Origin of the sequence: Borrelia turicatae 91E135 (genome assembly GCF_000012085.2) — a bacterium.
GTDB lineage: Bacteria > Spirochaetota > Spirochaetia > Borreliales > Borreliaceae > Borrelia > Borrelia turicatae.
In genome coordinates, this window is the sequence record NC_008710.1 from 42,485 (window position 1) to 69,130 (window position 26,646).

Consider the following 26,646-nt stretch of genomic DNA (forward strand, 5'->3'; position numbering starts at 1 on the left):
CTTAATAAATTATATATTAAATATTACACTTTCTCCATTATCACTAGTAACACCGATTAAATTTTTACTTCCTTGAGCAACATACATATTATGAGTTATTATAAACAATTGCACTCTCTGACCAAGTTCCTTTAAAAGTACTGATAGCTTATTACTATTTTCAAAATCAAGAGAAGCATCTATTTCATCAAGAACACAAAATGAAGCAGGAGAATAATAATACAAAGCAAATAAAAATGCTATGCTAATTAAAGAATGTTCACCCCCAGAAAGCATTTTATTTCCCTTTGCTAATTTATCCTTAAAGTCTATTTTGATTTCTATCTCACCTGAATCCTTACCATAAAAAAGACTCCCATTGCCCGTAAACATTCGATTAAAAAAATAAACAAAATGATTATTAATTTCATTAAAAGCATCATTAAATCTTTTATCAATTTCCCTTTTTATTTTTTTTCTCAGCTTATTTAAAGATTCCTTAGTCGAATTTAAATCATCTATTTGTGAACTTATTCTCTCAACCTTTTCTTTTATCTCATTATATTCTCTCTCAACATTAAAAAAAATATAATTATTATGTTCAATCATATTAATTTCTTTTTGTAAAGCACCTATTTTAGCCATATCTTCTGTAAATTCAAATTTTTCTAAATTCTTATTAACAAGATTAAAATCTTTTATCTCATCTGCAATATCTAAACTAGAATTAAATAAAATATCATATTCTGCCTGTTTTTTCATATATTCATAATAAGATGAATTTTTAAAAGCATCTAACAAATTTAAAGAATTAATCTCATTACTAGCAACTAATTCACTACCCTTAGCTTCACTTAAAAATTTATCCAAATTAACATTAATATCACTTCTCTCCAAACTTAGTTCATCTAATTTTAAGTTCAAATTATTAAGTCTTTCTCTAAGTTCATCCCTAGTTTCAAATAAAAATCTTAAATTACTATCTATCAATTTAATCTCATCTTCATTCTTAAGCCTAGAAAGCTCTGTATATTCAATTTCTCCTAATATCTCGTTTAATTTTGCCGTTTTATTCGACACCAGCCCCTCAATAGTAGTGATTTCCTTTGCAAGACTAGTCTTAGAATTATTTTTTGCAAGCAAAAATTTCCTTAAATCAACATTCTGCTCAAAGATAGGTTCAATTTTTTCCTTTAATAAATTTAAAAGCTTATCTTCTTTGACTATATACTTAAGTAAATTTTCCCTAATCTCTTTAATATATTTTATACTTAAAGTATCCTCAAAATATTTTAAAGAATTCAAAATATTTTTCTTTAGCAGTTCAAATTCTTCTATGTTACTCTCCTTAGAAATTGATAAAACTAAATCAACAAGTTCAAAAAAACTTCTAGTATACCTATTTATTTCATCAGTAACAGTAAAAAAATCTTTCTTCTTAGATTGAAGTGAATTATTTAAATCCACTAGTTCTTCATTTATGCCAACCTTTACCGATTCAATTTGCACTTTATTGCTCATAAAAATATCTGCCAAATTCAATTTTCCTTTTCTGTCATGTTCTAATTTTTGAATCTTGATCTCTATTTCAAGCAATTTGGATTTTAAAGTTTCAATTTCTTTCTTAATTACCTCAATGTTCTTAATAACATTCTTTTCTCTAAAAGAATAAAATTCTAACTTTTCCTTAACACTTTCAATAGAAAAGCTATTTAAAGATAAAATCTTATCTATATCCTTAATATCCAATTTGCTCTTAAGTTCATTTAACTCAAAATTAATATTAAAGAGTTTTTTTAATCTTAAATTCTTCTCCAATATCTCTAAATCCATCTTTAATTTTTGATACTTACCCTTAAGAAAAAAATCATTTTTGATCTTTTCATATTTTTCATTCAACTCATCTCTTAAAGTCCAAAGAGAATTCAAATTTTCTTTGGACTTTTCCAATCTCTTATATGCCTGTTCTTCTTCAACTCTAAGCATATCTATTCCACTCGCCTCTTCTATTAAAGATTTCAAATTAATACTTCCACTTGAAGAAATTTTTTCAATTTTACCTTGATTAATAAACATATAAGGTGAATTCTTTAGCCTTAACTTATTGATAAGACTTTCATAACTTTTAAGATTTAAAGTATCATTATTCAAAAAATATTCACTTGTACCATCTTTATAAAGCCTTCTTCTAATGTAAAATCTATCTCTAAAATCACTCACAGATAAATCTTCATTATTAAAAAAAAGAGTTACTTCAGCAAAATTAGATTCTCCAGACTTAACATCAGAAATCAAATCTGTTATATATTTAACTCTTAAAACACTTAAATTATCTTCTCCTATACAAAAACGAATTGCATCTAACAAATTACTTTTTCCACAACCATTAGGCCCGACAATAAAATTTAAACTACTATTTAATTTTAATTCCTGCATTTTAACAAAAGATTTAAAACCTAAAAGTCCTATTTTTTCTAAAAACAAAGCCACTCCCAATTAAATTATAAATAAAATTAATTTACTAAGAACAATTTCATATTATAATCAATAGTGATGATTTGTGGAATTGATGAAGTTGGACGAGGTTGTATCTTTGGACCTGTTTTAAGTGCAGCTGTTATCTTTAAAGGAAATCCCAAATTTTTAAATGCACTAGATGATTCAAAAAAACTTAACAAATCAAAAAGAGAATACCTATCATCATTAATACTCGAAAATTCATATTATGCATTTGCAGAAGTACCTAATGAAATTATTGATAAAATCAATATTCATCATGCTTCACTCCTTGCAATGCAAATTGCATATGAAAAATTAAATATAGAATGCAATTTGGTACTTGTGGACGGAAAATTTATTCCAAAAATAAAAGCTAAAAAAATCCAAGCAATAATTAAAGGAGATTCTATAATTAATGAGATAAAAGCAGCATCAATCATTGCAAAAGTACAAAGAGACAAATTGATGGATGAATACGATAAAATTTATCCTCTATATGCACTTAAAAAAAACAAAGGATATCCAACAAAGGAACATAAAGATGCAATAAAAAAATATGGAATTTCAAGGCTTCACAGAAGAAGCTTCCAACTCATTTAAATAAAATTTTAATTATTCTCATCTCTGGATTTGTCTGAAAAACGATAATTTCTGTCAAAACTAAGATTGCCGTTTTTACTCCTTTCTCTGTGTCGATCAAAATCATTATGATAGTCCCCTCTTGTAACCGAATTCTTAGAAATTTTTTTCTTAACCACAGAAATAGCTCTTAATAAATTTGACTCAAATTCTTCAATATTTTCTTCATAAACAAAAACCGAATGTCTCTCAAAATCTCCATTAACATTTCTCTTACTCTCTACAATATTCAAAAAATAATCGCCCTTTCTATTTTCTTTGACATTAAAAAAATAAGTTCTATCAGAATTTGTAAACAACTTATCAGAATATACTTCCCCTCTCTCGCCCATTAAATCCTCCACACAAAAAGTCTTTATATTATATTAACCCACACAAAAGTTAACATAATTGTACTTACTAAATAAAAAAAATACTAGCTAAAATTAATAATAAAATCAATTGACATAAAGTACATTTTTTTTATAAAATCAACTCTGTTCTTTATGCGTCCTTCGTATAATGGTTAATTACCTTAGCCTTCCAAGCTAATGATGTCGGTTCGATTCCGATAGGACGCTTTTCAAATAATACTTTAAATAAATGTGTATTCTAATGCATAACAATATTGGAGATGGCGGGAATTGAACCCGCGTCCTAAAAATAATATCATAAATATCTACAAGCTTAGCTAGTGTTTTAAAAAAAAGTAACAAGGTTTGGGAAAACTAGCAAACCGCCAAATTACTCTCAAGTTTAAAAGTCCCTAAAAATCAACTTGAAATATTTTTAAGCAAGCTTTGATGTCTTGAAAGAGTATAAGCTGAACCTCAAAGCAAAATCCAACAGAACTCTCTGCTAATTTAAGCAGCCATTACAAGATTTGAACTTGTAAAGTTATTATTTTTTGCATTTATTAAAGAAGTTTTAAGAGATTCCCTCTGCTTGCAATTTATGCTACTAAAGTTTTTAGTCAAATCCAAAACATCCCCTGATCATACTTTAAAAAACAAGTATAACATAAATGCACCTAAAAAGGCAAAACAATCCAATTTGCAAAACAACATCTAAAAGCTTATAATAGTCCTAACATATTCAACAATATATTAATAAAAAATAAAATAATAAATGATGAGGGAGTCCTTTTGAATAACGAAATTTTATGGTTCATTATGTTAATCTGTACTTATTCAAGTCTAATTATTATATACAAACTTTTTGGAAAAAAGGGATTGTTCGCATGGGTAACATCATCTGTAATTATCGCAAATATTCAAGTTTTAAAGCAAATCACAATATTTGGATTTAATGCCACACTTGGTAATATTATTTATGCTTCATCATATGTTGCAACAGATATTTTATCAGAATTTTATGGTCGAAAAATTTCAAAAAAAGCAGTTTATATTGGATTTATAAGCTTCATAGCTTTCGCATTCATCACAAATATTCAACTTTATTTTTCAACAAGTAGTTCCGATATATATTTAAAAAGCCTAGAAAGCATTTTTTCTTCAATTCCAATTCTATTAGTTGCATCAATTATCGCATACATCATATCTCAACTAAATGACATATACCTATACCAATTTATTAAAGATAAATTCCCAAAATTCTTATTTATAAGAAGCAACGGCTCAACATTAGTAAGTGAGCTAATAGACACAATAATCTTTGTAAGTATTGCAACATATTTTAATATATTCCCAAAAGAAGCTTATTTAGATATAGTAATTTCCACATATTTCATTAAAGGATTTGCAGGCATACTAGGAACTCCTTTCATTTACATTGCAAAATGTGTATATCAAAACAAAAAAAATTCAATATAACAGCAATATCCCTTTAACTATTGCCTATCAATCTATGTTATAATTAATGATATGATGGACATGATTTTATGGATGACCTTACTAGTATTTGTATACCTACAATTAACATTATTATACTATCTGTTTGGAAAATCGGGTCTTTTTTGTTTTAACATCATTATGACAATACTTTCAAATCTCATCATATTGAAAAAAGTATTTATATTCGAACAGCAAATAAGCCTAGCAGGAATAATATTTCTCTCAATTCTTTGCTCATTAAACCTGATTACAGAAAAATACAATGATAAATTAGCAATAGAGTCAACAACATTAAACATGTTTATACATATAACTTTTGTAATAATGATTCATTTTACATTATATTTTCAACAAAATGAATTTGATACTTCTAATATACATTTAAAAGTATTGTTTAACAATGCTTCCTATACTGCAATAATTTTCACTGGAACATACATTATATATTTATGTAATTATGTTAACATAAAAATATATTCTATATTACAAAAGAACAACATAAGCAATAAATTGATAAATCATAATTTGTCAAGATTATGTTCCGCATGTATAGCTTATATATTAGCTAACATCTCAATGCATGTGATAGCACAATTATATCCTGGCAATAATATCAACATGGTAGAAAGCTCATGGATTTTTACTATCACAATCATGATAATTGATACTTTTATCTATTATTTTTTAAATGCTTTGAAAGTTAGAAAAGCTTAAGTTTTTCAATAGTCTGATACTTTTTTACAATTTTTCTATAATAATCAAGTTTTAAAACCAATTTTTCATCTTCATTCAACAAATATTTAATAGAACTTTTTCTTAAACGACTAATCAATGAATAAAAGACTATTGAAACGGCTACAGAAAGATTATAACTTTGAGTAAACCCATACATTGGAATTTTTAAATGCAAATCAGCATTTTCTAAGACTGTATTACTAAGTCCTGTTAATTCTGTCCCAAAAAATATTGCCATTTTATCATCAATTGGAAAATCATCAAGAAATATAGCCTCATTATCTAATGATGTAGCTACTATTTTATATCCATTACCCTTCAGATTATCAAATGCAGACTCAACACATTGATATTTAATTATATCTATCCATTTTGAAGCTCCAAGAACAACACCTGGATTTAAAGTATATGTATTATTGGTCTCAATAATATGAATATTACTAAGTCCCAAAATTTCAATCGTACGCATCGTCGCACTTGCATTTTGAGGCTGAAAAATATCTTCAAGTACAAGTGTCAAATAATTTGTGCGATTACTTAACACTTCATCTATTCTCTCTCGCCTTCTTTGCGTGATAAATTCAGACAAAATTTCTATTCTCTTCAAGATCTCATTACTCACAAAATACAATTTTATATAAAAAAATAATAAAATCCAATTCAAATGTTAAAAAACATTTTATTTTTTATATAATATAAGAATGGAAGTAAAGATAGAAGAATCTTGGAAAGAAATGTTAAAAGGCGAATTTTGCAAAAGCTATTTCAAAAGACTTGTGAATTTCATAAAAAACGAATATAAAACTAAAAAGGACAAAATATTTCCATCACCAAAATTAATATTTAATGCATTTGATTCTTTGCCATTTAAAGATATAAAAATAGTAATACTTGGACAAGATCCGTATCATGGAAAAGGACAAGCCAATGGTTTAGCCTTTTCTGTTAATTCAGATATCAAAATACCCCCATCACTACAAAATATTTTTAAAGAAATAGAGAGAAGTTTAAAAATTAAAACTATTCCAAATGGAGATCTAACACGATGGGCAACACAAGGCGTATTTTTACTAAATTCAATATTAACAGTAGAAGAAGGACGTCCATCATCTCACAAGGACATTGGCTGGGAAATTTTTACAAACGAAGTAATAAAAATTATTTCAAAAAACCTAAATAATGTTGTGTTTATGTTATGGGGTAATTTTGCAAGAGGAAAAAAAGAATTAATAGATGCATCAAAACATTTAATTCTTGAAACAAGCCACCCATCCCCTTATTCTGCACATAACGGTTTTTTAGGCTCAAATCATTTTAGTCAAACTTTAAAATATCTAAAAGAACACAATAAAATTTCAATAGACTTTCAATAGACTAACTTGCCCAATATTTAATTTCAATAGCCTATCAGACAAGTCATTCTAACTTAGATTTTATTATTTTTCTTTCTTTAAAGTATCTTCATTAACAACATCTTCATTTTCTTCATTTTGATTTGTATCATCATTCCAAAATGTTGAACTTTTTTCATTTGTCTTAACGTCCTTTAACAAACTGTTATCAACTCTTCTGGTATTAATAAAAGACAATGCTATCACAAAAATAAAGAAAAGCGTAATAAAGAATGCTGTAATTCTTATCGCAATATTTGAAGATTTTGCTCCAAAAATAGAAGAACTACCACCTCCAAATACGCCTCCAATACTATCACCTTGTTCATCTTGAAATAAGACTAACAAAACAATCATAAATGAAGTAATAATAAAAAAGACAAAAATTAACAATCTAAATAACTCCAAAATAAACCCCTCTATTTGGCAACCTTATTAACTATATTCAAAAATGAATCGGCCTTTAAAGATGCACCACCAATCAATGCTCCATCAATATCACTCTCACCCATAAGGCCTTTCACATTATCAATATTAACAGAACCACCATACTGAATAATAATGTTATTTGCCGCTGAAACTGAATACAATAATTCAACCTCATGCCTAATTGCTCTGTGAACTTCTTGGGCCTCTTCTTTTGTTGCCGTTTTTCCAGTTCCAATTGCCCATACAGGCTCATAAGCTAAAATTATTCGTTTAAGATCAGATTCAGACACAGAAATCAATCCTTTTCTAATCTGATTTAAAACAACATCCAAAGTTTTATTATTCTCTCTCTCCTCAAGAGTTTCCCCAATACAAAGAATCAAATATTTAAATGGATGTTTAAGTCCTGCAAGAACTTTTTTATTTACTACTTCATCAGTATCCCCAAGATAAGTTCTACATTCAGAGTGCCCAAGTATTACGTAATCGACCCCAAATTCCAAAAGCATAGAAGGAGAAATTTCACTTGTTCTTGCTCCACTATCCTCATAAGACATATTTTGCGCACCAAGAAGAACATTACTTCCTCTCGTAACTTCACAAACTTTACAAAGAGATGTAAATGGAGGTGTTATCATAACCACAACATCATCCTTAATATTTTTAACTCCGTCTACAATTTGTTTAGCAACACCTGCGGCTTCCATACTTGTATAGTGCATTTTCCAGTTTCCCGCTAAAAATATCTTTCTCATTTTACTTCTCCAACACTTTTATACCTGGTAAAACTTTTCCCTCAAGATATTCAAGAGAAGCGCCACCCCCTGTTGAAACATGGGTTATCTTTTCAGATAAATTAAATTTATTCACAGCAGCCACTGAATCTCCTCCACCAACAACCGTAATTCCAGAACAACTTGCAACATATTCTGCAACCTTTGCTGTACCTTTAGAAAAAGAATTAAATTCAAAGACCCCAAGAGGCCCATTCCAAATCACAGTCTTTGCACTAACAAGAACTTCTTCAATTTTTCTCAAAGTTTTCTCACCAATATCCATCCCAACCTTATCATTAGGGATATCAACAGAATCAACATACTCAGGAATAGAATCTTCCCTAAATTCACTTGCAACAACATGATCAAGTGGTAAAATAACTTTTACATCTAATTCTTTTGCCTTTTTCAAAAAAGATGAAGCCACATCAATATACTCATTCTCTAAAAGAGACTGTCCAATAGAATACCCTTCTACCTTTAAAAAAGTATATGCCATTCCACCACCAATTACCATTACATTTGATTTTGGCAAAAGAGATTCCAGTACTGCAATTTTTGAAGAAACTTTTGAACCACCAATTATTGCAACAAATGGACTCTCAGGATTTCTTAAAATTTTGCCCAAAAATTCATCTTCTTTTTCCATTAAAAATCCACCAACAGCTGGTAAATAAGCTGCAAGTCCTGCTGTAGAAGCATGTGCTCTATGAGCAGTTCCAAAAGCATCATTTACAAAAATATCACCATTTTGAGATAATTTCCTTACAAAAGCATCACAATTTTCTTCTTCTTCCTTATAAAATCTTAAATTCTCAAGCAAAACAATATCTCCATTTTTCATACAAGAAACAGTAGTTGCTACTTCATCACCGATGCAATCAGGTAGCATCTTAACATCTTGTCCTAATAGTTCCGACAACCTTTTAGCAACAGGCATAAGAGAATATTTAAGATTTTTCTCTCCCTTTGGCCTACCCAAATGACTCATAAGAATCACTCTGGCTCCTTGAGACTTAAGATACTCTATTGTAGGTAATGCAGCCCTAATCCTGGTATCATCAGTAATGTTCCCTTCTTTCAAGGGAACATTAAAATCACATCTTACTAAAGCACGTTTGCCTGCAAAGTCACAATCCTTTATCGTTTTTATTGACATTTATAACTACCTCAAGACTATTTTGCTCTTATTTCACTAACTTTTGTGCAAGGTCAACTACTCTTGTAGAATACCCAAATTCATTGTCATACCATGAAAGTACTTTTACAAAACCATTTAATAACACCATTGTTTCAAGACCATCAACTATTGAAGAATGAGAATTTCCCTTAATATCTGAAGATACTATTGGATCTTCTGTATATCCTAAAATACCACTAAGTTCTCTAGACTCTGATGCTTTCTTAAGCGCAGAATTAATCTCTTCTTTTGTAACATCTTTTTTCTTAAGTTGAACTGTAAAGTCGACAATAGAACCTGTTGGAACAGGAACTCTCATAGAAGTACCATTAAGTTTACCCTTAAGTTCAGGTAAAACAAGTCCAACAGCCTTAGCAGCACCTGTTGAAGTAGGAATAATTGAAAGAGCCGCAGCTCGTGCTCGTCTAAGATCAGCATGTGGCAAATCAAGGATTTTTTGATCATTTGTATAAGCATGAACAGTAGTCATAAGACCTTGTTCAATCCCAAAAGTCTCATGCAAAACTTTTGCAAGAGGTGCAAGACAGTTTGTTGTGCATGAAGCATTAGAAACAGCTTTCAAATCAGAAGTAATCTCATGATCATTTACACCAAGTACAATTGTCTTAATCTCATCCTTAGCAGGTACTGTCAAAATTACTTTTTTAGCACCGGCATGCTCAACATGATCAAGATACCCACCTCTATCACTTGTTGCTGATGAAAATACACCTGTTGATTCAATTACAACATCAACTCCAAGTTTGCCCCAAGGAAGGTTTTTTGGATCGCGTTCAGCAATAATCTTTATTTCTTTTCCATCTACTATAATTGCCCCATCTCTTGCCTCTACTTTTTTATTATATATTCCAAAAGTTGAATCATATTTTAAAAGATGAGCAAGTGTCTTAGGATCTGTTAAGTCATTTATTGCAATAACTTCAATTCCTCTCTCAAAAGCAATTTTAAAAACATTTCTACCTATACGCCCAAAGCCATTAATAGCTAGCTTCATACAACTCCTCCATCTATTTTGTATTATCTACTAGAATTATTAAATAATAAATTAATTAACCACAAGTGTCAAACTATTTTTTTATAAAAACTGTATATCCTTCCTGAATATAATCTCTTAAAAGAGTAGGTGCTTTTAAAATCCCTCTGGAAATGTAATCGCCAATCTCTTCAATAGAAATTTCACCTAAAATATCTGACTTACTATAGCTCATAAAACTAGAACTATCACTATTATACTTTAAAGCCCCTTCTTTAAGAACTAAAAAAACATCACCTTTTTTCACATCATTCACATGTCCAAGATTAATAAGAACATCATCTCTCTTAATCTGAAGGATCTCTCCCTTTTTAGGTAAATAATCATTAAAATCTCTAGAAAAAGAACTTAAAATATCACTTAAATATAGAACTCCTCCCGAATTATAGTCAAAAGTCTTAACTTTAACACCCGTCTTACCTGAAAAAATATCTACTCTTAAATTAGCCGAATTTTTAAAAACATCTACATCAAGATCGAACATCAAAAACAAATCAAGATTATTATTCCTTGCATAAGAAAATTCTTCAGAAAAACTACTTACCAAATAATCTTTATCTTTATTATAATCGAATCTATAATTAACTACTTCTATATTTAAATTACGATCAAGTATTCTCTCAGCATATTTTAAAATTAAATCATTTGCACCAAAAACCTTGTTCTCATTTTGAGTAAAAATACCTACTCTATAAACTGTTTGATTATTATAAAGCCTATTTAAATCACCAATGGTCTTATAACCATATTTAAAAAATAAAGAACTTCTAATATCAAATGCAACTACATCATAAAAATCTAAAATTTTAGTATCTGTAACCTTTCTATGCTCTATTAAATAATAGAGTTCCTCATAAGCCATCACATCTAATTTCATAAATTTATAAATTTTAGCAAGTAAAAATCTAGCACTATCATTATCAGGATAAATATCAATAGCATTCCTTACATTAAATACTGCTCTATCTAAGTTTAAATTTTTAAAAGCCTTCAATCCCTCATTTTCATATCTTTTAGAAATTCCTATATTAGTACCATTATTTTTTTGAAACGAACTCCTAAAATTAGATACAAAAAAACTTTCCTCAAGAGCTATATCATAAAATTCCAAGTCCTTTTTCATACTCTTAGCTCTCTCAAAGTTTAAAACGGCTTTATCAACTCTTTCAAGCTTCAAATAAGAATAACCAAGCAAATAATAAAGTTCATCAGAATTTTGATCAACAAGTATTGCCTTTTGAAGAAAATCGGTTGCATCTTCATACTTAGACTGATATAAATAAACAAGGGCAAGTAAACGGTAAGCATCAACAAGTCCAAAATCTCTATAAGTAGTTCTTACTAACATTAAGTAATTTTGAGCATATTTCTCAGCAACTCCTAAACTATTAGTCTTAATAGAAAATTCTGCCACCCTTTTATGAAAATCTGGCAAAGAAGTAAAATTACCCCTTACTTTGTTTATTAAATGCTGCGCCTTATCATTCATGTTTAATTTTTCATAAATGCTCATAAGACGCTCAAATGCATTATAATTTGTCTGATTATACTCAAGAATAGATAGATAATAATTAGCAGCTGCAATAAGCAATCCTTCTTCCTCAAAAATTGAAGCAAGTCCCACTAAAGCATCAATATTATTTTTTTGCTTTGCTAAAACTTCTGAATAAAATTTCTTAGCCTGTGCTGTTCTATTATTTTTAAGCAATATATTCGCATAAAGAATCTTATATTTAGTATCACCATTTGACATTTTATAGGCTTTCTCTATAAAAAACTGAGCCTGATTATATATCTTCAATAGATAATAAATTTCTGCAATAAACTTATATGCCTCATAATAATTAGGATTAATCTTTACAGCCTCAAGAAGTTCGTCAATAGCATCATAATACTTTTGCATAAGATAATATGTTTGCGCCTTTTGATAATATTTGATTGCGGTTGTAGTATCACCTATTAAACTCCCAAAATTTAAATTAAAAATTAAAAGCATTGTCAAAAATCTCTTCAAATTCATAAACCTTCCTTCTGGGAAATTTTTATTACTTTAATGTTTCTTTGATGCATATTTTTAATGGTAAATGTTAAATTATTATATTTTATTTTCTCATTTTTCAAAGGGATCCTTCCGAATAGATCATAAACAAATCCCCCAAGAGTATCAAAGTCCCCATCTGGAAGACTTAATCCAAGCTTTTCATTTAAATCTTCAATCAAAACTCTAGCGGTACAAAGATAACTCCCATCATCAAGAGGTACTATTTCATCAAGCTCATTATCAAACTCATCTTGAATATCTCCTACAATCTCTTCAAGAATATCTTCAAGAGTGACAAGACCTGCAACTCCCCCATATTCATCAACTACAATAGCAATATGAACATGATTTTCCTGGAACTCTTTTAAAAGTGAATCAATCTTCTTACTCTCAGGAACAAACATAACCTTTCGCATAATATCTCTTAGATCTATTTCATAAAAATCTCTCTTCCACATATGTAAAAGTATATCTTTCGTATGAATTATCCCAATAATATCATCTATTGTTTCCCTATAAACGGGGAATCTTGAATGATTGCTAGATGTCACAACTTTTAAAATTTCATCTTTACTCCAAGAATAATCAACAAAAACCACACTTATTCTTGGAATCATAATTTCTTTAACAATTGTTTCCTTTAGAGAATTAAAATTCTTAAGCAAAGATGTTTCAAATTTCGACTTTTCCTCAATATTTTTACAATCATCATCTCTTATTTTTTTATTTTTAAAACTCAAAAACTTGAACATCAAAATACCCTTCTGGTTTCTCTTAAAACTTTCTCCTGAATAATTAACATCTCTTCATTTTGGAAGTCATTTGTTTTGTGAGTATATCCTATTAAATGTAAAATACCATGTATAGTATTCCTTTGAAGCTCATCGTACAGTTCAACATTAAACTCCAAAGAACTAAACTCTAAATACTCAAGAGATATTATAAGATCACCTTGTATTTTATGATCTATTTGTCCACTCTCTTCAAGATAATTAAAAGAGAGAACATCAGTAGGCTCGGATTTTTGTCTAAATTGACTATTTAACTTTTGAATGTACTCATTATTACACAAGATAACAGAAAGTTCATATTCTTTAATACAAAGAAAATCTAGAACAGATAAAATAAAATTATAATAAGCATCCCAATGTTTAAACTCAACACCTTCTGCCCATAAGTTTAACTCTTCTTTTATCAATTCACTATATCCTAGAATAATTATAACTTAAAAAAATATTATATAAACAGACAAGATTTTAATTTTTTATTAAAATTCTTTACACATGCTAAACTTTAAACAAATCTTTAATTGCATCTTCAAAAGAATCTTTTTGAATAAAACCAACAGAAACCCTTGGCTTTTCTCCAACAGGAACAAAAATAATAGTAGGAAGACTTTGAACACCAAGCGCCATAGAAATTTCCTGTTCTTTATCAGTATTGACTTTATAAAAATCAATCCTATCTCCATATTCTTTTGAAAGTTCATCATAAATCGGAGCAAGCATTTTACATGGACCACACCAATCAGCATAAAAATCAATTATTGCAGGTTTTTTTCCCTTGAAATCCCACTCTTTATTATTTTTATAATCAAAAACCTTATCAATAAATTCCTGCTTAGTTAAACTAATTGCCATATTTTCTCCTAAATCAATCGATTTTTCATTATAACATAAATACAATATAATTAATAAAGGATTAGATATAGAAATGAACTTAATATTAATAAACCCAGACGAACTTAAAAACGGATTAATACTCAATGATTCAAGAGTAAAACACATTAATGAGATATTAAAACTTAAAAATAATGAAACATTTAAGTTTGGTATTATTGGGGAAGAACACATTTACTCATGCGTATATCAAAAAGATGTAAAACTTTTTTTTAGAAAAAATCATAAAATAGCAAAGTCAAACAAACTAAAAAAGTTAAAAGTAATAATTGGTTTAGTACGACCAATTGCAGCAAAAAGAATAATCACACATCTTGGAAGCATGGGAATATCTGAACTGATTTTTTTTAATGCTTTACTTAGCGAAAAATCTTATTCATGTTCCAAACTTTTTAAAGAAAGAGAATATGAAAAATATCTAATAGAAGGTGCTATGCAAGGTGGAATTACCTACATACCAAAAGTCAACATTCTTAATAATCTAAGAGAAGTTTTAAAGAACACAGAATATGAGGGATCTAATACCACAAAAATATTACTTGAAAGAGAAAGCAAAAATAAATTAGTTGACTTAAATATAAAAACAAAAAATACAGTTGTTATCATTGGACCAGAGAGAGGATTTATAACAAAAGAAATAAACTTAATCAAAGAATATAATTTTAATGCCTATAACATTTCATCAAATATTTTAAGAACAGAAACGGCTACAATCGTAGCATCCGCTATTATCACATCAAAAATGAATAGTAAATAATATTTTTCAACATCTTAAATATGTATCAAATAAATAAGCACATTATCAAACATTTCACTTTTAAATTCACTTTTAAAGTGAATTTAAAAGTGAAAAAAAATACAAATAAAGCAAATAAACTCAGTTTACTACTGTTTGATTTACAAGCCTATCATAAATATAAAGTTCAATTATCGAACCTTTTAATGCCTCATAAGGCAATTTAATAAGTCCGCCCTTAGATCTAAAAGAATAAAGCAAAGAACTACTTCCATTAGGATCCTTGATCTTAACCATTATATCCACACTAGATGGATACATATCCAATTTATAAGTCAAAAACCCAAAAACACCTGTATCATTACTCCTTGGTTCATTAATAGTAATTGTTAATTTATCTAAATTTTCAATCTTACTACCGGGGGATAAAGATTGAAAAATAACACTTCCAAAATCATTGCCACTTGACAAATTCACATCAAAATCAATCTCATCATTTAAAAGAGAAATAATCGCATCTTTATAATAAAGACCAATATAATTTTTTACATATTTAACAGGGGGGTCTCCTTGCCCCTTGCTTACTAAAAATTGAAGATCAACTAAGCTTGAAATCTTCGTGCCTGGAGATGGTTCCTGGCGGATTATTGTCCCCTTTGGAAGAGTACTCTCAATTTCAATGGGTTTTAACAAATGATAAAACATCCTGTTATTATTAATTGAATTGGCTTTTAAATTAATAAGCACATCATCAATATTTTTTCCAATAAAACTATCAACTTTATTGATCACAGCTCCTTTACTAATAAAGATCTTAACTTTACTATCAAGTCTTAAAACAGTACCTGCCTTAGGATTTTGATCTATTACCTTTCCCTTATCAAGAGAAGTCGATGAAAATTTAAGTTCAACATAAGGAATAAGTTCTTTATTTTGAAGCTCAGTAATTGCATCTTCAAGATAAAGTTCACTAAGATTTGGAACAACAACAATATCATTGCTTTTTAAAAAAATAAAAAATATTGCACACGAAATAATTAAAGAACCAAAAATAGTAAGTATTAAACCCTTAGCTACATGTTTGGGCAAAGTGAGAACTTTGCTATCGAAATTTTCATTATATTCACACAAATTATTACTACTACTTAAATTTTTATTATGTGGTGGTCTGTTATCACTCAATACTATATCATCTCCTTATATCCTTATACTTAAGATTTAAGAAAAAATTTTACCTATTAAATCTCTATTTCCATTATAAAAAGACTTATAATCTACAACCTTTCTCCCGGATCTTTGAAGTTCTAATAACAATAAAATTCCATCTTCTGTCTTTACCAAAATACCTTTACTAGGATCAAATGAAACAATTTTTCCTATTGCCTGATCACTATAATCAGTAGTCTTTATAAAGTCAGCTCTATGAAAAATAATTTCATCTTTATCAAGCTTAGCTCTTGCAAGTGGCCAAGGATTGCAAGCATTAATCTTATTCTTAATCTCAAAGGCACTCAAATTAAAATTAAGCATTCTATGTTGCTTATTAAAAAAAGAACAATATGTTGCCTGGTTTGAATCTTGAACAATGCCAATATGTCCTTTGTTTAGTTTACTTAAAGCTTCCAAAACAAGATTAAAACTATTTAAAGAAACATATCTAAAGATATCAGCACTTGTATTAAAGCTCTTTATTTCAAACTGACTCTGTGCTAAAATATTGCCACTATCCATCTCTAAAGCCATTTTTTGAACAGTAATCCCTCCAATAGTATCACCATTTAAAATAGCGGTTTGAATGGGGGAAGGACCTCTATATTTTGGTAAAAGAGAAGGATGAACATTAATACAACCCATTGGGAAAATATCTAAAAATTCTTGCCTAAATATCTTTCCATAAGAGAAAACTAACATAAGATCGGGTTTTAATTTCTTAACCATTCCTATTACATCAGAATTAAGTACAACGGGATCTAAAACAGTAATATTCCTATTAATAGCCTCAACTTTAATGTCATTAACTTTTAAAAAGAGACCACGACCACTAGGTTTATCAGGAGCAGTTAGCACACCAACTACATTATAATGATCTGAAACTTTCCTTAAAACCTCTAAAGCAATACTATCAGAACTTGCAAAAAAAATCCTCAAGTTTTAACAAACCTCCTTTTTTTCATATAAGACCTCAACAAATTATTCCTAAGTTTATCCTCATAATAATCAATAAAAAGCACACCTTTTAAATGATCCATTTCATGCTGAACAATTCTGGCTAACAAACCTGAACTTTCAATCTTAAAAAACTCACCATTTTCATCATAAGCTTCAACTATAATAGATTTTGGCCTCAAGAGATCATAATAAACTCCCGGAATACTTAAACAACCTTCTTTATAAAGAACCAGTTCAAAAGAAGTTTCCGTTATCAAAGGATTAATAAAAATTAAAGGTTTTGACATTGCATTTTCTCTGACCACAAAAATAGACAAATCAAGACCTACTTGAGATGCCGCCAGCCCAACACCATTCTTAGCATCCATCAAATTTACCATTTTAAAAGCAGTATTTCTAAGCTCATTATCAATATTTAAAACCGTCTTTGTCTTTATTCGCAATAGATCATTAGGATAACAAACTATTTTCATAAAACCCTCAAAAAAAATTCAAACTATAACTTTATTTGTCCAAAAAGCTTCCATTCTTCATTTTCTGCTTCTGAGAAATAAATACTACCTTTCCTAGACTTAGGAAAAGCATAAAGCTTACCCTCATTTTCATCCTTAAATACTAAAAACTCCTTAAGCTCTATTTTTGAAGGAAGGAGTTTTTTGTCTTGACCATTCATTCTTAATCTCCAATGACCGTCCAATGTTTTATAAAAAAAAACTTTGTCATCAAGAGTATTAATTTCATAGTTATTCTTTTTATGAATAATATCATCTAATTTAGAAACTCCCAAAGCATAATTTAAAAACTCTTGATTACACTGAACAGTATCCCTAATAGAACCAACATAAGCGGCTTTAATTTGCTCACTCTGTGAATCAACAAAAAACAAAGTGGGACTTTTTTTTAAATTAATCTCACCAAAAATTTCATTATTCACATCAATAATTAAAAAAACATTATTTTTAGCAATAGCTTTAAGAAGGTTATCATCTTCAAACGACTTTAAAAAATCTCTTATCAAATTACCTTTAATATCTTTTCCAACCAATATTAAAACATTTTTATGTAAACTTCGGGCCTCATCCATAGCATCCTTATAAGAATCGTGAAAAATAATATCCGATGACAGCGAAAATAAATGCACAAAACAAAAAACAATAAATATTACAAATAAGCTTACAAATCTCATATCTTATTAGTTAATATCTCTAAAAATTTCAGCTCATCACCACTAAGATATTCTTTCAAACTAGAATATATAAATTCATGATAACTATTAATATAGTCTAATTCATCCTTTGAAAGCATTTCAGTAACTATTAATTCTTTTTCAAAAGGTACAAGAGTCAGATTCTCAAACTCCAAAAAAGTCCCAAATTCATTTGAATAACTTTGCTTCACAAAAACTAAATTTTCAGTTCTAATTCCATATTCAGAATCTCGATAGAGCCCAGGCTCAATTGAAGCAATTTCAGAACCTTTAAAAGAATAACTAGACAAAGGACTAATAGAAACAGGAAGTTCGTGAACATTAAGAAAAAAGCCTACCCCATGACCCGTTCCATGAGCAAAATTCAATCCTTGCTTTAGCAAAGGAAATCGAGCAATACCATCAAGAGAAGAACCTAAAGTCCCAAATGGAAATTTTAAAGACGCAAGAGCAATAAAAGACTTAAGAACTAAAGTATAATCTTCCCTCTCTTTACAAGATGCTTCTCCAATTAAAATAGTTCTTGTAACGTCTGTTGTACCAAGTTCAAGGTAAGAACCTCCAGAATCTATTAAAAGCAATCCATTACCATCAAGATTTTTAGCTCCTTTTGTGGGTCGATAATGAGGCAAAGCCGCATTTTCTTTAAATCCAACTATCGAATTAAAACTGGAACTAAAAAATTCATCTCTTGCTGTCCTAAAATTTAACAACATATTTGCAACATCAACCTCATCTAACTTAGAAAGTTCATCTTTGTTTAAACTCTTAAATTTATACAAAAATTTAATCAAACTCACAGCATCAATAATATGAGCCTCTTTCATCTTACTAATCTCATAATCTGATTTTATTGCCTTAAGTTCATTAACAATACTCTCTCCAAGTATTGCATTTGGTTTGCCAATAGATTCCAATATTTTAACATTACTTTCAACTGGTATAAAAAATTTTCCTTCATGATTAATCTCTGCTAAAAACGAATAAAAATTACTATAATCTTCAATCTCAAAACCTTCGGCCTCAAACCTCTCGCTTAACTCAGAATCAAGTTTATCAATATTAACAAAAAGAACATTCTTATATCTCTCACTTCTAGCAATAAACAAAAAAGCATAAAATAAAGCTGATGATTCAACATCCAAACCTCTTAAATTTAAAAGCCAAGCTATTTCATCCAAAGAGCTTATAATACAAAAATCAATTGCCTTTTCTTCTAATTTTGCATTAACTTTATCAAGCTTATCCGTTCTTTTATCGATTTTTTGAGCTCCACTCAATTCAAATATCTTATTGCTTTCTAAACCGGGTCTATCCTGCCAAATCTTAGAAACTAAATCTTCATGTAAGATCTCAATATCTGTATATCTACAATTTTGAACCAAATCATTATAAAATTTTATATTAACATCTTCAGAATAAATCCCAAGCCTTAAGCCCTTAAGATTTGCATTTATGTAACCAAAAATATCCGGATACCCTTTAACTCCAAGCTTCATCAATTTAAACTCGGTTCCTTTAAGTTCACTCGATGCTTGTAAAAAATACCTACCATCTGTAAAAAGCACTGCCTCTGTTTCTGTAACAATTACTGTCCCAGCACTTCCTGTAAATCCTGTAATAAATTCACGAACATTAAATCTAACATGAGAATATTCACTCATATGTGGATCATAACTTGCTATTAAATACGCATCGATTTCACTCTTCATCATCAAATTTCTCAAAGAAAATATTTTTGTACTAATTTCCATAAAAGCAAGCTCCTTAGACTTTAAAAAGTAACTTTTATTTAATTATAACAAATAATTCAATTTTAAAAAATTTCTTTATTTGTTATAATTAAATCCAACAGTAAAATCAAAGGACAAAAGTATGAAAGATATTAAGGCTGTTATTTCTGATCTTGATGGCACACTTCTACTCTCAAATAGCCAGATAGGGGCTTTTAGTGAGATTGTAATAAAAAAACTAACAAAAGAAAACAAAAAGTTTATTATTGCAACAGGAAGAAGTAAAAATGAAATAATTTCTCTTACAGAACACCTAAACTCACATGTTTCATTTTTTATAACATTAAATGGAGCAAGAGTCTATAATAATCAATGGCAATTAATAAGTAGTTATGATTTGTCCTCTGAAATTGTAAATGAGATTTTAAATCTCAGAGAGAACAAATACAAAGATATACCCCATTTTTTACAGAAATCTGAAGATATAGATGAAAAGCTTTACGCTGATAACACAACTAAAAATGCTATCAATAATATATTTGAAAAACATGAATTGTTAAGGAAACACAAATATATAGAACATGAACTAAAAGATATAAGTATAAAATATCATGAAGTCAACAGTTTTAGAGAAATTAAAAATTTTAACAATATAGCAAAAATATTATTACTGCATGATGAAGAACCACAATTAATAAAATACGAAGCAACAATTTTAGAAAAATACAGAAAAGAAATAAACGCTTATTTATCAACACCACACTCACTTGAAATTGTTAATAACAGAGTTTCAAAGGGAAGTGCATTAAAAGACGTCCTTAAAAGCATTCATATTAATTTAAATGAAGCAATTGCATTCGGAGATGGGTTTAATGATGTTGACATGCTAGAAAATGTAAATAAAGGGTTATTAATGGGTAATGCAAATTATAGATTAAAGAAAATGTTATCGTATTTAGAAATAATAGGCACTAATGACAATGAAGCTGTTGCACATTACATTAATGACAACATTTTAGAAGAACCTGTATAGCATAGGACATAATATGAAAACAGACTTAATAAAATATGCAGAGCTCATTATCTTAAAAGGAATTAACTTACAAAAAAATCAATGCGTACTTATTACAGGATCAATTGAAAATTATGAATTTTTAAAAATTCTAGCACAAAAAGCTTATGAGTATGGGGCAAAATACGTAGAATTAAATATTGAAGACACTGACATTTTAAAAACCAGATTAAAATCATCACCAGAAGATCTCTTAGAGTTTATTCCAGATTTCAAGCATAAATTTTTTGAAGAAATGATAAATGAAAAATGGGCAAAAATACGAATTGATAACACAGAAAATTTAGACACATTGAAAGATAATGATAGTAAAAAAATATCAAAATACTTTAAAGCACTAAATATAGCATCAAGAAAAGTTTCAAGTGCAATAATGAATAACGAATTAGCATGGTGCATAATTTGTGCTCCAGGTCCAAAATGGGCTGCAAAAGTTTTAAATAAACCTGAGAGTCAAAAAACATTAGAAGAATTTTTTAAAATTCAAAAAAAAATCATGTTACTTGACTCAAAAGATCCAATAAAAGCTTGGGAAGACCATGGGAAAAAACTTCATCAAAGATGCAAAATCCTAAATAAACTCAAATTAGAAAAAATAATTTTTAAAAACCAGAAAACAAATCTAGAAATATATCTTCTAGAAAGTTCTATTTGGACAGGTGGAAGTGAAAAAATAAGAGGAACTAACATTGAATTTAATGCAAACATGCCTACTGAAGAGGTTTATACAACCCCCAATTACAAAAAAACAAATGGAATCATGTATGTAACCCGTCCAGTAACGGTACTTGGAAACTTAATAACCGGAATATGGCTAGAATTCAGAGAAGGAAAAGTAATTAACTTTGGATGTGACAATGAACAATCAAGAAACATATTAAAAAGACATATGGAAACTGACATGCAAGCACAATATATAGGAGAAGTTGCATTAGTAGACTGTAACTCTCCAATATATCAAAGTGGTTTAACGTTTTGCAATATACTATACGATGAAAATGCAAGTTGCCACATTGCACTGGGCAATGCATATCCCTCTTGCTTAAGCAACGGACAAGAACTAAAGACTGATGCTGAAAAATTAGATTATGGCTGTAATGTCTCTTTAATTCATACAGACTTTATGATTGGTAGTAATGACATAAACGTTATTGGCATTGACAAATCAAGAAAAGAACATACAATAATACAAAATGGACAATTCGTAATATAAAACGGAGTAATCAAATCATGATAAAAGAGTTATTCACAAATGACCTTTTCTTGTCTTGTTTTGTTTCAGGCATTGTTGCACAAATGATTAAATATATTATTCAAGCAATGAAGACAAAAAAATTCAAAACAAATCCAAAATACCTTTTAAAAAGCATTTTCTTAGAAACAGGAGGAATGCCCAGCAGTCACTCTTCAACAGTAACAGCTCTTGCCACATCAATATTAATAACAGAAGGAATAGATACTAACTTTATTATTGCTCTGGCTTTTGCTTTAATAACAATAAGAGATTCATTTGGAGTCAGATACATGGCAGGGGTTCAAGCAGAATATCTAAACGCTTTGTCAGAACAACTAAAAATGAAAATCAAAATTGAACCTTTAAAAATCAAAGTGGTTAAGGGACACAAAAAAAAGGAAGTATTTACAGGAATACTTATTGGCATAATTTCTGCATGGGTAATATGTAACAGAATAATATAAATAACAGATTATAAAGGAAAAAATGAAACTACCAAAATTTTTAAATATACTGTTAATACTATTACTAATTTCTTGCAATATGGCAAAATTTGGAGATTATAAACCAATATATTTCAAAGGAGAAGAAGATTTAAAAACCGCAAATGACTACATAAACTCATTAGGATATAAAACAATATCTGAATACACAACAAAAGTAAATATATTAGACTTCCCCGATTTCAAAGAGATAACAATAAATAAATTAATTCACCTTAATGACTATGATCTTCGAAAAGATCTATTTTTAAAAAAATTACCTAACCTCTTCAATATAGAAAAGAAAAAAATACTCTATGTCGAATCAGCATTCACCAGTAGCGATCTTAGAAAATTAAAGCAAGATCAAAAGATTGAAGCAGAAATGCACTCACTTAACTACAAAACTAAAATTAAATATTTCTCAAGCATAACATTCATAACAATTATAATACTTTTATTACTATTAAACATCAAATATGCACCCTTTATAATCCTTTTTCTAATAAGTTCATGTACTATATTCATATTTAGCGATGAAATACTATATTTTTATCCTTTAACTATACTCTCTTACCTATTATTTACATTAATTGATAATTTTAATAAAAATTACAATAAAATATACCTAAGGGATATTAGCTTTACAGTATTAATTAAGAAAATTAAAATTCCAATATTTTTATTTTTATTTATAGTATTTTACTTTATTGTTATCATTAATTTTCTCACAACCAACCTCGAAGCACTTCTGATTATTTTTGTATCAATATCAACACTTTGTATTTTTTTAATATTCACTTGGATAAAAACTGAAAGCAACCTCAAACACACATTTTTATCCTTAATTGAAATCAAAGAACAAAAACGAGAAACAAAAATCCTAAAATTCAAAATCCTCATACATATAATGTTATTCATAGCATCATTAATGCCATTTTTTTATGCACAAAACATACTTAATGCTTATAATAATTTTAATTATCTTTACAGTAAAAAATTGAACTATTTTGACTATTTAAACCCCAACAACATTTACTTAATGGTGGGACACAATGAAGAAATTCCAAATATTGTGGGTTATATGTATCACATATTTTACCAAAATGAGCTTAAATATAAAATCACATCTCAATATGGCAAAGTAAACACACATGTAAAAGAGGACTATTTTGAAATAGAAAACAACAAAATAACTATCAACCAAAAAACTGTATACAAAGTAGACAAAGAATTTATATCCAAAAACCTTAATAAAGAACTCCCAAAATTATTCTTAGATAATGGAAATCCAATCTTAATATATAAAGAAACACCCGCTAATATTGCAATCAATAAAGATAATTTTACAATTTTGTTCTCTCTCTCATTACCATTTTTCTTATTGCTATTCCTATTTAAAGCAATAAGATTTACAATTCTTTTAAATATGAGTGAAAAAAGCTATAGAAAATATATTAGAGGAAATATTTGATGTCTAACTCAAAAACGCTAAAAATAAAAAAACAGTATAAAGTAAATATAGATGAAATTCAAATGCCTGAATGTGTCTTAATTCCACTAGAAACAGAAAATGCAAAATCCACAATATATATCATTGAAAATCAAAGAATCACAGAAGGACAAATATTATCAAAAAATAAAAATGCAGAGCTATACACATATTCCCCAATATCTGGAACAATAGAAAAAATATATACAGCCAATCTTCCAGGTGAACACCAATTAAAATCAGCATTAATAAGATTTCACGGAAGAATCAAAAACGAACAAGAACTCTCAGTTGAGGAAGAATCAAGAGAAAAAACACTAGAAAAGTTAATTCGACTAGGAATTCCCTGGTTTAATGAACATTCACTATTTCAATATGTAAGTAAATGCAAAAAAATAGATAAAATGCTTTTCTTAATAAATGGTAAAGATCCATTCACAAATATCTCAGAAATATTAATAAAAGAAAAATTAGATGAAATTATTTATGGTTTTGAAACAATCGACAAAATATTTAAATTCAAAGAAATATTAATAGTACTTAGCAACTATCACTTAAAAAAAGAACTTGAACACTTAAATATCTTTCAAGATAAAAGATTAACGATCAAATTAATTCCCAATACTTCATATCCATATTCAAATCATGAAGTAATCATGCACTTTTTATACAATGAAGAGAGCATAAAAAACAATATAAATCCAAATAAAAACATACTTTTAGCTAATGTCGAAGACCTTTATAATGTATATAGTACGCTCAAAACAAACTCCCCATATAAAGAAAAGTTTATAACCATAAACGGCAACAAAAAAATACAAAGTAAAATAATCAAAGTAAAAATTGGAACATCTATCCAACAAATAATAAATGAAGATATTGATACAAAAAAATATGACATATTTATAAACAATCCCGCAAATAAGATAAAAATAAACAATCTAAATATACCTATAACAAGGGATATATATAGCATTACAATATTAAAAAAAGAATCAATATTGAGTAAAATAAAACTCTTAAAAACACCTAGTTTTTCACCACGATATATGGAAGAGATTATTTTATCAAAGATTAAGGGCAAAAATAACATTTCTAATACACAATTACAATATCTGCAATATACTGAAACTGAAACAGAAGATGAAATAAACAAAGTAAAAAAAGAAATAAAGGAAAAGATTTTAAATCTGAGCCTCAACAATGAACCAATATACACTGAGAACAACTTAAAAGATATCTATTTAACTATTATCTTAGCCTTAATACCTAGTTTAATATTCTCTTTTACAAACAACATAAAATTTTTAATTGATACTTTAATATTAACAATGATAAGCTTGTGCTCATACATTACAATAATGCTAAAATCCAAACATAAATATCTCTCGTTCTTTATATATACTTCATTAATTATCAATATAATCTTACCTTTAAATTTCTCTATAATATTAAAAATAATATCATTACTTTTTACATTTTTAGTATTTTTTTATTTCTCAAAGCTTTCCAAATTTCTTGTAAACCCCATATTAATATCGTTTATGTTTTTATTACTAAACTTTCCATCAAGTTTTAAGCATACATATTCTAAAAAACTCTCAGAGCAAGAAGATATAATTCCTACCTGGAATAAAATAATGCAGCAAAGTTCAAACATTCAAAATTTAGAAAGCCTAAAAGAATTTAAAAGGTATGAAAACAAGCACATTGATATGATTGAAAAATTTATAAATGACAATATATTGTCTAATATAAATATAATGATACCAAGATTTCACATTGAAAACTTGTTAGGATTACAAAACGAAAAATATCTATCCCCCATTCTGATTTATATTGGTTTCTCATTTATTCTTGGAAAATTTATCATCAATAAATTAATACCACTATCTTTTTACATAAGTCTACTACTAATTGCTTATATCCTCAAAAATCTTGGTCTTTACAGTCATATAAGTTTTGATATGCTAACTCTAATAATGTCACCAATTCCAATGATTTTAGTATTTACAATGAGCACAGAATTGCAAATAGCCCCTCCCTTTAAATTTGAACAAATACTTTATGGAATTACATTATCTTTAGTATATTTTATAACATTAAGCTATATTCCACTTGAAACTTTAGCAGCTGTAATATCCATTTTTATCCTACAGATAAGTTCAACATTAATAAAAAGATATAGCTTAACATTTCAGATAAAAAAAATATTGCATCATTTAAGCATAAATCAAGCAAAAACAATAAAATATAAAAATGACAATGGAGAAGAAATTATATAAAT

The 26,646-nt window shown here is 28.2% G+C and carries 26 protein-coding genes, 1 tRNA gene and 1 other RNA gene; 11 read left to right on the top strand and 17 right to left on the bottom strand.

Annotated features, from left to right (window positions below; all coding sequences use genetic code 11):
* Window positions 1-9: 9 nt before the first annotated feature.
* Window positions 10-2,463, bottom strand: a complete 2,454-nt coding sequence (locus tag BT0_RS00220) for an AAA family ATPase (RefSeq protein ID WP_181005549.1) — start codon at window positions 2,461-2,463, stop codon at window positions 10-12.
* Window positions 2,464-2,532: 69 nt separating this feature from the next.
* On the opposite strand from BT0_RS00220, the gene BT0_RS00225 reads away from it, so the two are divergent.
* Complete coding sequence (locus BT0_RS00225) at window positions 2,533-3,078, top strand: ribonuclease HII (RefSeq protein ID WP_041178404.1); 546 nt, start codon at window positions 2,533-2,535, stop codon at window positions 3,076-3,078.
* A gap of 8 nt (window positions 3,079-3,086) precedes the next feature.
* Here BT0_RS00225 and BT0_RS00230 read toward each other — a convergent pair whose 3' ends face one another.
* Complete coding sequence (locus BT0_RS00230) at window positions 3,087-3,449, bottom strand: DUF3276 family protein (RefSeq protein ID WP_081422774.1); 363 nt, start codon at window positions 3,447-3,449, stop codon at window positions 3,087-3,089.
* A gap of 155 nt (window positions 3,450-3,604) precedes the next feature.
* On the opposite strand from BT0_RS00230, the gene BT0_RS00235 reads away from it, so the two are divergent.
* Window positions 3,605-3,677 (top strand) — tRNA-Gly (locus tag BT0_RS00235).
* Between the two features lie 45 nt (window positions 3,678-3,722).
* On the opposite strand, the gene ssrA is transcribed toward BT0_RS00235, so the two are convergent.
* Window positions 3,723-4,088, bottom strand: a transfer-messenger RNA (tmRNA) gene (ssrA, locus tag BT0_RS00240).
* A 153-nt stretch (window positions 4,089-4,241) separates the two neighbouring features.
* On the opposite strand from ssrA, the gene BT0_RS00245 reads away from it, so the two are divergent.
* Window positions 4,242-4,928 carry a queuosine precursor transporter gene (locus BT0_RS00245; RefSeq protein WP_011772011.1) on the top strand — a complete coding sequence of 229 codons (687 nt, stop codon included), beginning with the start codon at window positions 4,242-4,244 and terminating at the stop codon, window positions 4,926-4,928.
* Between the two features lie 159 nt (window positions 4,929-5,087).
* Window positions 5,088-5,663 (top strand): VUT family protein, encoded by a 576-nt coding sequence (locus tag BT0_RS00250; RefSeq protein WP_236842838.1) that lies wholly within the window; start codon window positions 5,088-5,090, stop codon window positions 5,661-5,663.
* Here the strand turns inward: BT0_RS00250 and BT0_RS00255 are convergent.
* A complete protein-coding gene (locus BT0_RS00255) occupies window positions 5,650-6,306 on the bottom strand; it encodes a TrmH family RNA methyltransferase (RefSeq protein WP_041178548.1) in 657 nt (218 codons plus the stop codon). The genes BT0_RS00250 and BT0_RS00255 overlap by 14 nt on opposite strands.
* 79 nt (window positions 6,307-6,385) lie before the next feature.
* Between BT0_RS00255 and ung the strand changes: the two genes are divergently transcribed.
* Window positions 6,386-7,057 (top strand): uracil-DNA glycosylase, encoded by a 672-nt coding sequence (gene ung / locus BT0_RS00260; RefSeq protein WP_011772014.1) that lies wholly within the window; start codon window positions 6,386-6,388, stop codon window positions 7,055-7,057.
* A gap of 63 nt (window positions 7,058-7,120) precedes the next feature.
* Here the strand turns inward: ung and secG are convergent, their stop codons facing one another.
* From secG to trxA, 8 genes are all read right to left on the bottom strand, one after another.
* Window positions 7,121-7,483: a preprotein translocase subunit SecG gene (gene secG / locus BT0_RS00265; RefSeq protein ID WP_011772015.1), complete on the bottom strand. Its 363-nt coding sequence runs from the start codon at window positions 7,481-7,483 to the stop codon at window positions 7,121-7,123.
* A gap of 11 nt (window positions 7,484-7,494) precedes the next feature.
* Window positions 7,495-8,259 carry a triose-phosphate isomerase gene (gene tpiA, locus BT0_RS00270; protein WP_011772016.1) on the bottom strand — a complete coding sequence of 255 codons (765 nt, stop codon included), beginning with the start codon at window positions 8,257-8,259 and terminating at the stop codon, window positions 7,495-7,497.
* A 1-nt stretch (window position 8,260) separates the two neighbouring features.
* On the bottom strand, window positions 8,261-9,439 hold the full coding sequence (locus BT0_RS00275) for a phosphoglycerate kinase (RefSeq protein ID WP_011772017.1): 1,179 nt from the start codon (window positions 9,437-9,439) through the stop codon (window positions 8,261-8,263).
* Between the two features lie 28 nt (window positions 9,440-9,467).
* Entirely contained in the window at window positions 9,468-10,475 is a 1,008-nt protein-coding gene (gene gap / locus BT0_RS00280; RefSeq protein WP_011772018.1) for a type I glyceraldehyde-3-phosphate dehydrogenase, read from the bottom strand.
* A 73-nt stretch (window positions 10,476-10,548) separates the two neighbouring features.
* Window positions 10,549-12,534, bottom strand: coding sequence for a tetratricopeptide repeat protein (locus BT0_RS00285; RefSeq protein ID WP_011772019.1), 1,986 nt, complete (start codon window positions 12,532-12,534; stop codon window positions 10,549-10,551).
* Window positions 12,531-13,307 (bottom strand): hemolysin family protein, encoded by a 777-nt coding sequence (locus BT0_RS00290; RefSeq protein ID WP_041178405.1) that lies wholly within the window; start codon window positions 13,305-13,307, stop codon window positions 12,531-12,533. The genes BT0_RS00285 and BT0_RS00290 overlap by 4 nt, the downstream gene beginning before the upstream one ends.
* Window positions 13,307-13,753 (bottom strand): rRNA maturation RNase YbeY, encoded by a 447-nt coding sequence (ybeY, locus tag BT0_RS00295; RefSeq protein ID WP_011772021.1) that lies wholly within the window; start codon window positions 13,751-13,753, stop codon window positions 13,307-13,309. The genes BT0_RS00290 and ybeY overlap by 1 nt, the downstream gene beginning before the upstream one ends.
* An 88-nt stretch (window positions 13,754-13,841) precedes the next feature.
* The gene (gene trxA, locus BT0_RS00300; RefSeq protein WP_011772022.1) at window positions 13,842-14,195 is read right to left on the bottom strand and encodes a thioredoxin; all 354 of its coding nucleotides are present in this window, start codon (window positions 14,193-14,195) and stop codon (window positions 13,842-13,844) included.
* 73 nt (window positions 14,196-14,268) lie between these two features.
* Here trxA and BT0_RS00305 point away from each other — a divergent pair, with 73 nt between their 5' ends.
* Complete coding sequence (locus tag BT0_RS00305; protein ID WP_011772023.1) at window positions 14,269-14,991, top strand: 16S rRNA (uracil(1498)-N(3))-methyltransferase; 723 nt, start codon at window positions 14,269-14,271, stop codon at window positions 14,989-14,991.
* Window positions 14,992-15,111: 120 nt separating this feature from the next.
* Here BT0_RS00305 and BT0_RS00310 read toward each other — a convergent pair whose 3' ends face one another.
* The 5 genes from BT0_RS00310 to BT0_RS00330 are packed head-to-tail and all read right to left on the bottom strand — an operon-like array spanning window position 15,112 to window position 20,100.
* The gene (locus BT0_RS00310; RefSeq protein WP_011772024.1) at window positions 15,112-16,152 is read right to left on the bottom strand and encodes a PASTA domain-containing protein; all 1,041 of its coding nucleotides are present in this window, start codon (window positions 16,150-16,152) and stop codon (window positions 15,112-15,114) included.
* A gap of 36 nt (window positions 16,153-16,188) precedes the next feature.
* Window positions 16,189-17,118: a methionyl-tRNA formyltransferase gene (fmt, locus tag BT0_RS00315; RefSeq protein ID WP_011772025.1), complete on the bottom strand. Its 930-nt coding sequence runs from the start codon at window positions 17,116-17,118 to the stop codon at window positions 16,189-16,191.
* Window positions 17,115-17,612 carry a peptide deformylase gene (gene def / locus BT0_RS00320; protein WP_011772026.1) on the bottom strand — a complete coding sequence of 166 codons (498 nt, stop codon included), beginning with the start codon at window positions 17,610-17,612 and terminating at the stop codon, window positions 17,115-17,117. The genes fmt and def overlap by 4 nt, the downstream gene beginning before the upstream one ends.
* 23 nt (window positions 17,613-17,635) lie before the next feature.
* Window positions 17,636-18,325, bottom strand: coding sequence for a hypothetical protein (locus BT0_RS00325; RefSeq protein WP_011772027.1), 690 nt, complete (start codon window positions 18,323-18,325; stop codon window positions 17,636-17,638).
* On the bottom strand, window positions 18,322-20,100 hold the full coding sequence (locus BT0_RS00330) for an aminopeptidase P family protein (protein ID WP_011772028.1): 1,779 nt from the start codon (window positions 20,098-20,100) through the stop codon (window positions 18,322-18,324). The genes BT0_RS00325 and BT0_RS00330 overlap by 4 nt, the downstream gene beginning before the upstream one ends.
* A 121-nt stretch (window positions 20,101-20,221) precedes the next feature.
* Between BT0_RS00330 and BT0_RS00335 the strand changes: the two genes are divergently transcribed.
* The 5 genes from BT0_RS00335 to BT0_RS00355 are packed head-to-tail and all read left to right on the top strand — an operon-like array spanning window position 20,222 to window position 26,644.
* A complete protein-coding gene (locus tag BT0_RS00335; RefSeq protein ID WP_011772029.1) occupies window positions 20,222-21,112 on the top strand; it encodes a Cof-type HAD-IIB family hydrolase in 891 nt (296 codons plus the stop codon).
* 13 nt (window positions 21,113-21,125) lie between these two features.
* On the top strand, window positions 21,126-22,364 hold the full coding sequence (locus BT0_RS00340; protein WP_011772030.1) for an aminopeptidase: 1,239 nt from the start codon (window positions 21,126-21,128) through the stop codon (window positions 22,362-22,364).
* A gap of 17 nt (window positions 22,365-22,381) precedes the next feature.
* Window positions 22,382-22,849, top strand: a complete 468-nt coding sequence (locus tag BT0_RS00345; RefSeq protein ID WP_011772031.1) for a divergent PAP2 family protein — start codon at window positions 22,382-22,384, stop codon at window positions 22,847-22,849.
* 22 nt (window positions 22,850-22,871) lie between these two features.
* Window positions 22,872-24,341, top strand: coding sequence for a hypothetical protein (locus BT0_RS00350; RefSeq protein ID WP_011772032.1), 1,470 nt, complete (start codon window positions 22,872-22,874; stop codon window positions 24,339-24,341).
* A complete protein-coding gene (locus BT0_RS00355) occupies window positions 24,341-26,644 on the top strand; it encodes an RnfABCDGE type electron transport complex subunit D (RefSeq protein WP_041178406.1) in 2,304 nt (767 codons plus the stop codon). Before BT0_RS00350 ends, BT0_RS00355 begins: the two co-directional genes overlap by 1 nt.
* Window positions 26,645-26,646: the final 2 nt, after the last annotated feature.

What these genes read in the sequence shown, in the direction of transcription:
- BT0_RS00350 (WP_011772032.1), top strand. Translation starts at nt 22,872, where the DNA reads ATGAAACTACCAAAATTTTTAAATATACTGTTAATACTATTACTAATT.
- BT0_RS00230 (WP_081422774.1), bottom strand. Translation starts at nt 3,449, where the DNA reads ATGGGCGAGAGAGGGGAAGTATATTCTGATAAGTTGTTTACAAATTCT.
- BT0_RS00335 (WP_011772029.1), top strand. Translation starts at nt 20,222, where the DNA reads ATGAAAGATATTAAGGCTGTTATTTCTGATCTTGATGGCACACTTCTA.
- BT0_RS00250 (WP_236842838.1), top strand. Translation starts at nt 5,088, where the DNA reads ATGACAATACTTTCAAATCTCATCATATTGAAAAAAGTATTTATATTC.
- BT0_RS00325 (WP_011772027.1), bottom strand. Translation starts at nt 18,325, where the DNA reads ATGAGATTTGTAAGCTTATTTGTAATATTTATTGTTTTTTGTTTTGTG.
- BT0_RS00290 (WP_041178405.1), bottom strand. Translation starts at nt 13,307, where the DNA reads ATGTTCAAGTTTTTGAGTTTTAAAAATAAAAAAATAAGAGATGATGAT.
- BT0_RS00225 (WP_041178404.1), top strand. Translation starts at nt 2,533, where the DNA reads ATGATTTGTGGAATTGATGAAGTTGGACGAGGTTGTATCTTTGGACCT.
- BT0_RS00340 (WP_011772030.1), top strand. Translation starts at nt 21,126, where the DNA reads ATGAAAACAGACTTAATAAAATATGCAGAGCTCATTATCTTAAAAGGA.
- ung (WP_011772014.1), top strand. Translation starts at nt 6,386, where the DNA reads ATGGAAGTAAAGATAGAAGAATCTTGGAAAGAAATGTTAAAAGGCGAA.
- trxA (WP_011772022.1), bottom strand. Translation starts at nt 14,195, where the DNA reads ATGGCAATTAGTTTAACTAAGCAGGAATTTATTGATAAGGTTTTTGAT.
- gap (WP_011772018.1), bottom strand. Translation starts at nt 10,475, where the DNA reads ATGAAGCTAGCTATTAATGGCTTTGGGCGTATAGGTAGAAATGTTTTT.
- def (WP_011772026.1), bottom strand. Translation starts at nt 17,612, where the DNA reads ATGAAAATAGTTTGTTATCCTAATGATCTATTGCGAATAAAGACAAAG.
- BT0_RS00355 (WP_041178406.1), top strand. Translation starts at nt 24,341, where the DNA reads ATGTCTAACTCAAAAACGCTAAAAATAAAAAAACAGTATAAAGTAAAT.
- BT0_RS00305 (WP_011772023.1), top strand. Translation starts at nt 14,269, where the DNA reads ATGAACTTAATATTAATAAACCCAGACGAACTTAAAAACGGATTAATA.
- tpiA (WP_011772016.1), bottom strand. Translation starts at nt 8,259, where the DNA reads ATGAGAAAGATATTTTTAGCGGGAAACTGGAAAATGCACTATACAAGT.
- BT0_RS00345 (WP_011772031.1), top strand. Translation starts at nt 22,382, where the DNA reads ATGATAAAAGAGTTATTCACAAATGACCTTTTCTTGTCTTGTTTTGTT.
- BT0_RS00275 (WP_011772017.1), bottom strand. Translation starts at nt 9,439, where the DNA reads ATGTCAATAAAAACGATAAAGGATTGTGACTTTGCAGGCAAACGTGCT.
- BT0_RS00285 (WP_011772019.1), bottom strand. Translation starts at nt 12,534, where the DNA reads ATGAATTTGAAGAGATTTTTGACAATGCTTTTAATTTTTAATTTAAAT.
- BT0_RS00330 (WP_011772028.1), bottom strand. Translation starts at nt 20,100, where the DNA reads ATGGAAATTAGTACAAAAATATTTTCTTTGAGAAATTTGATGATGAAG.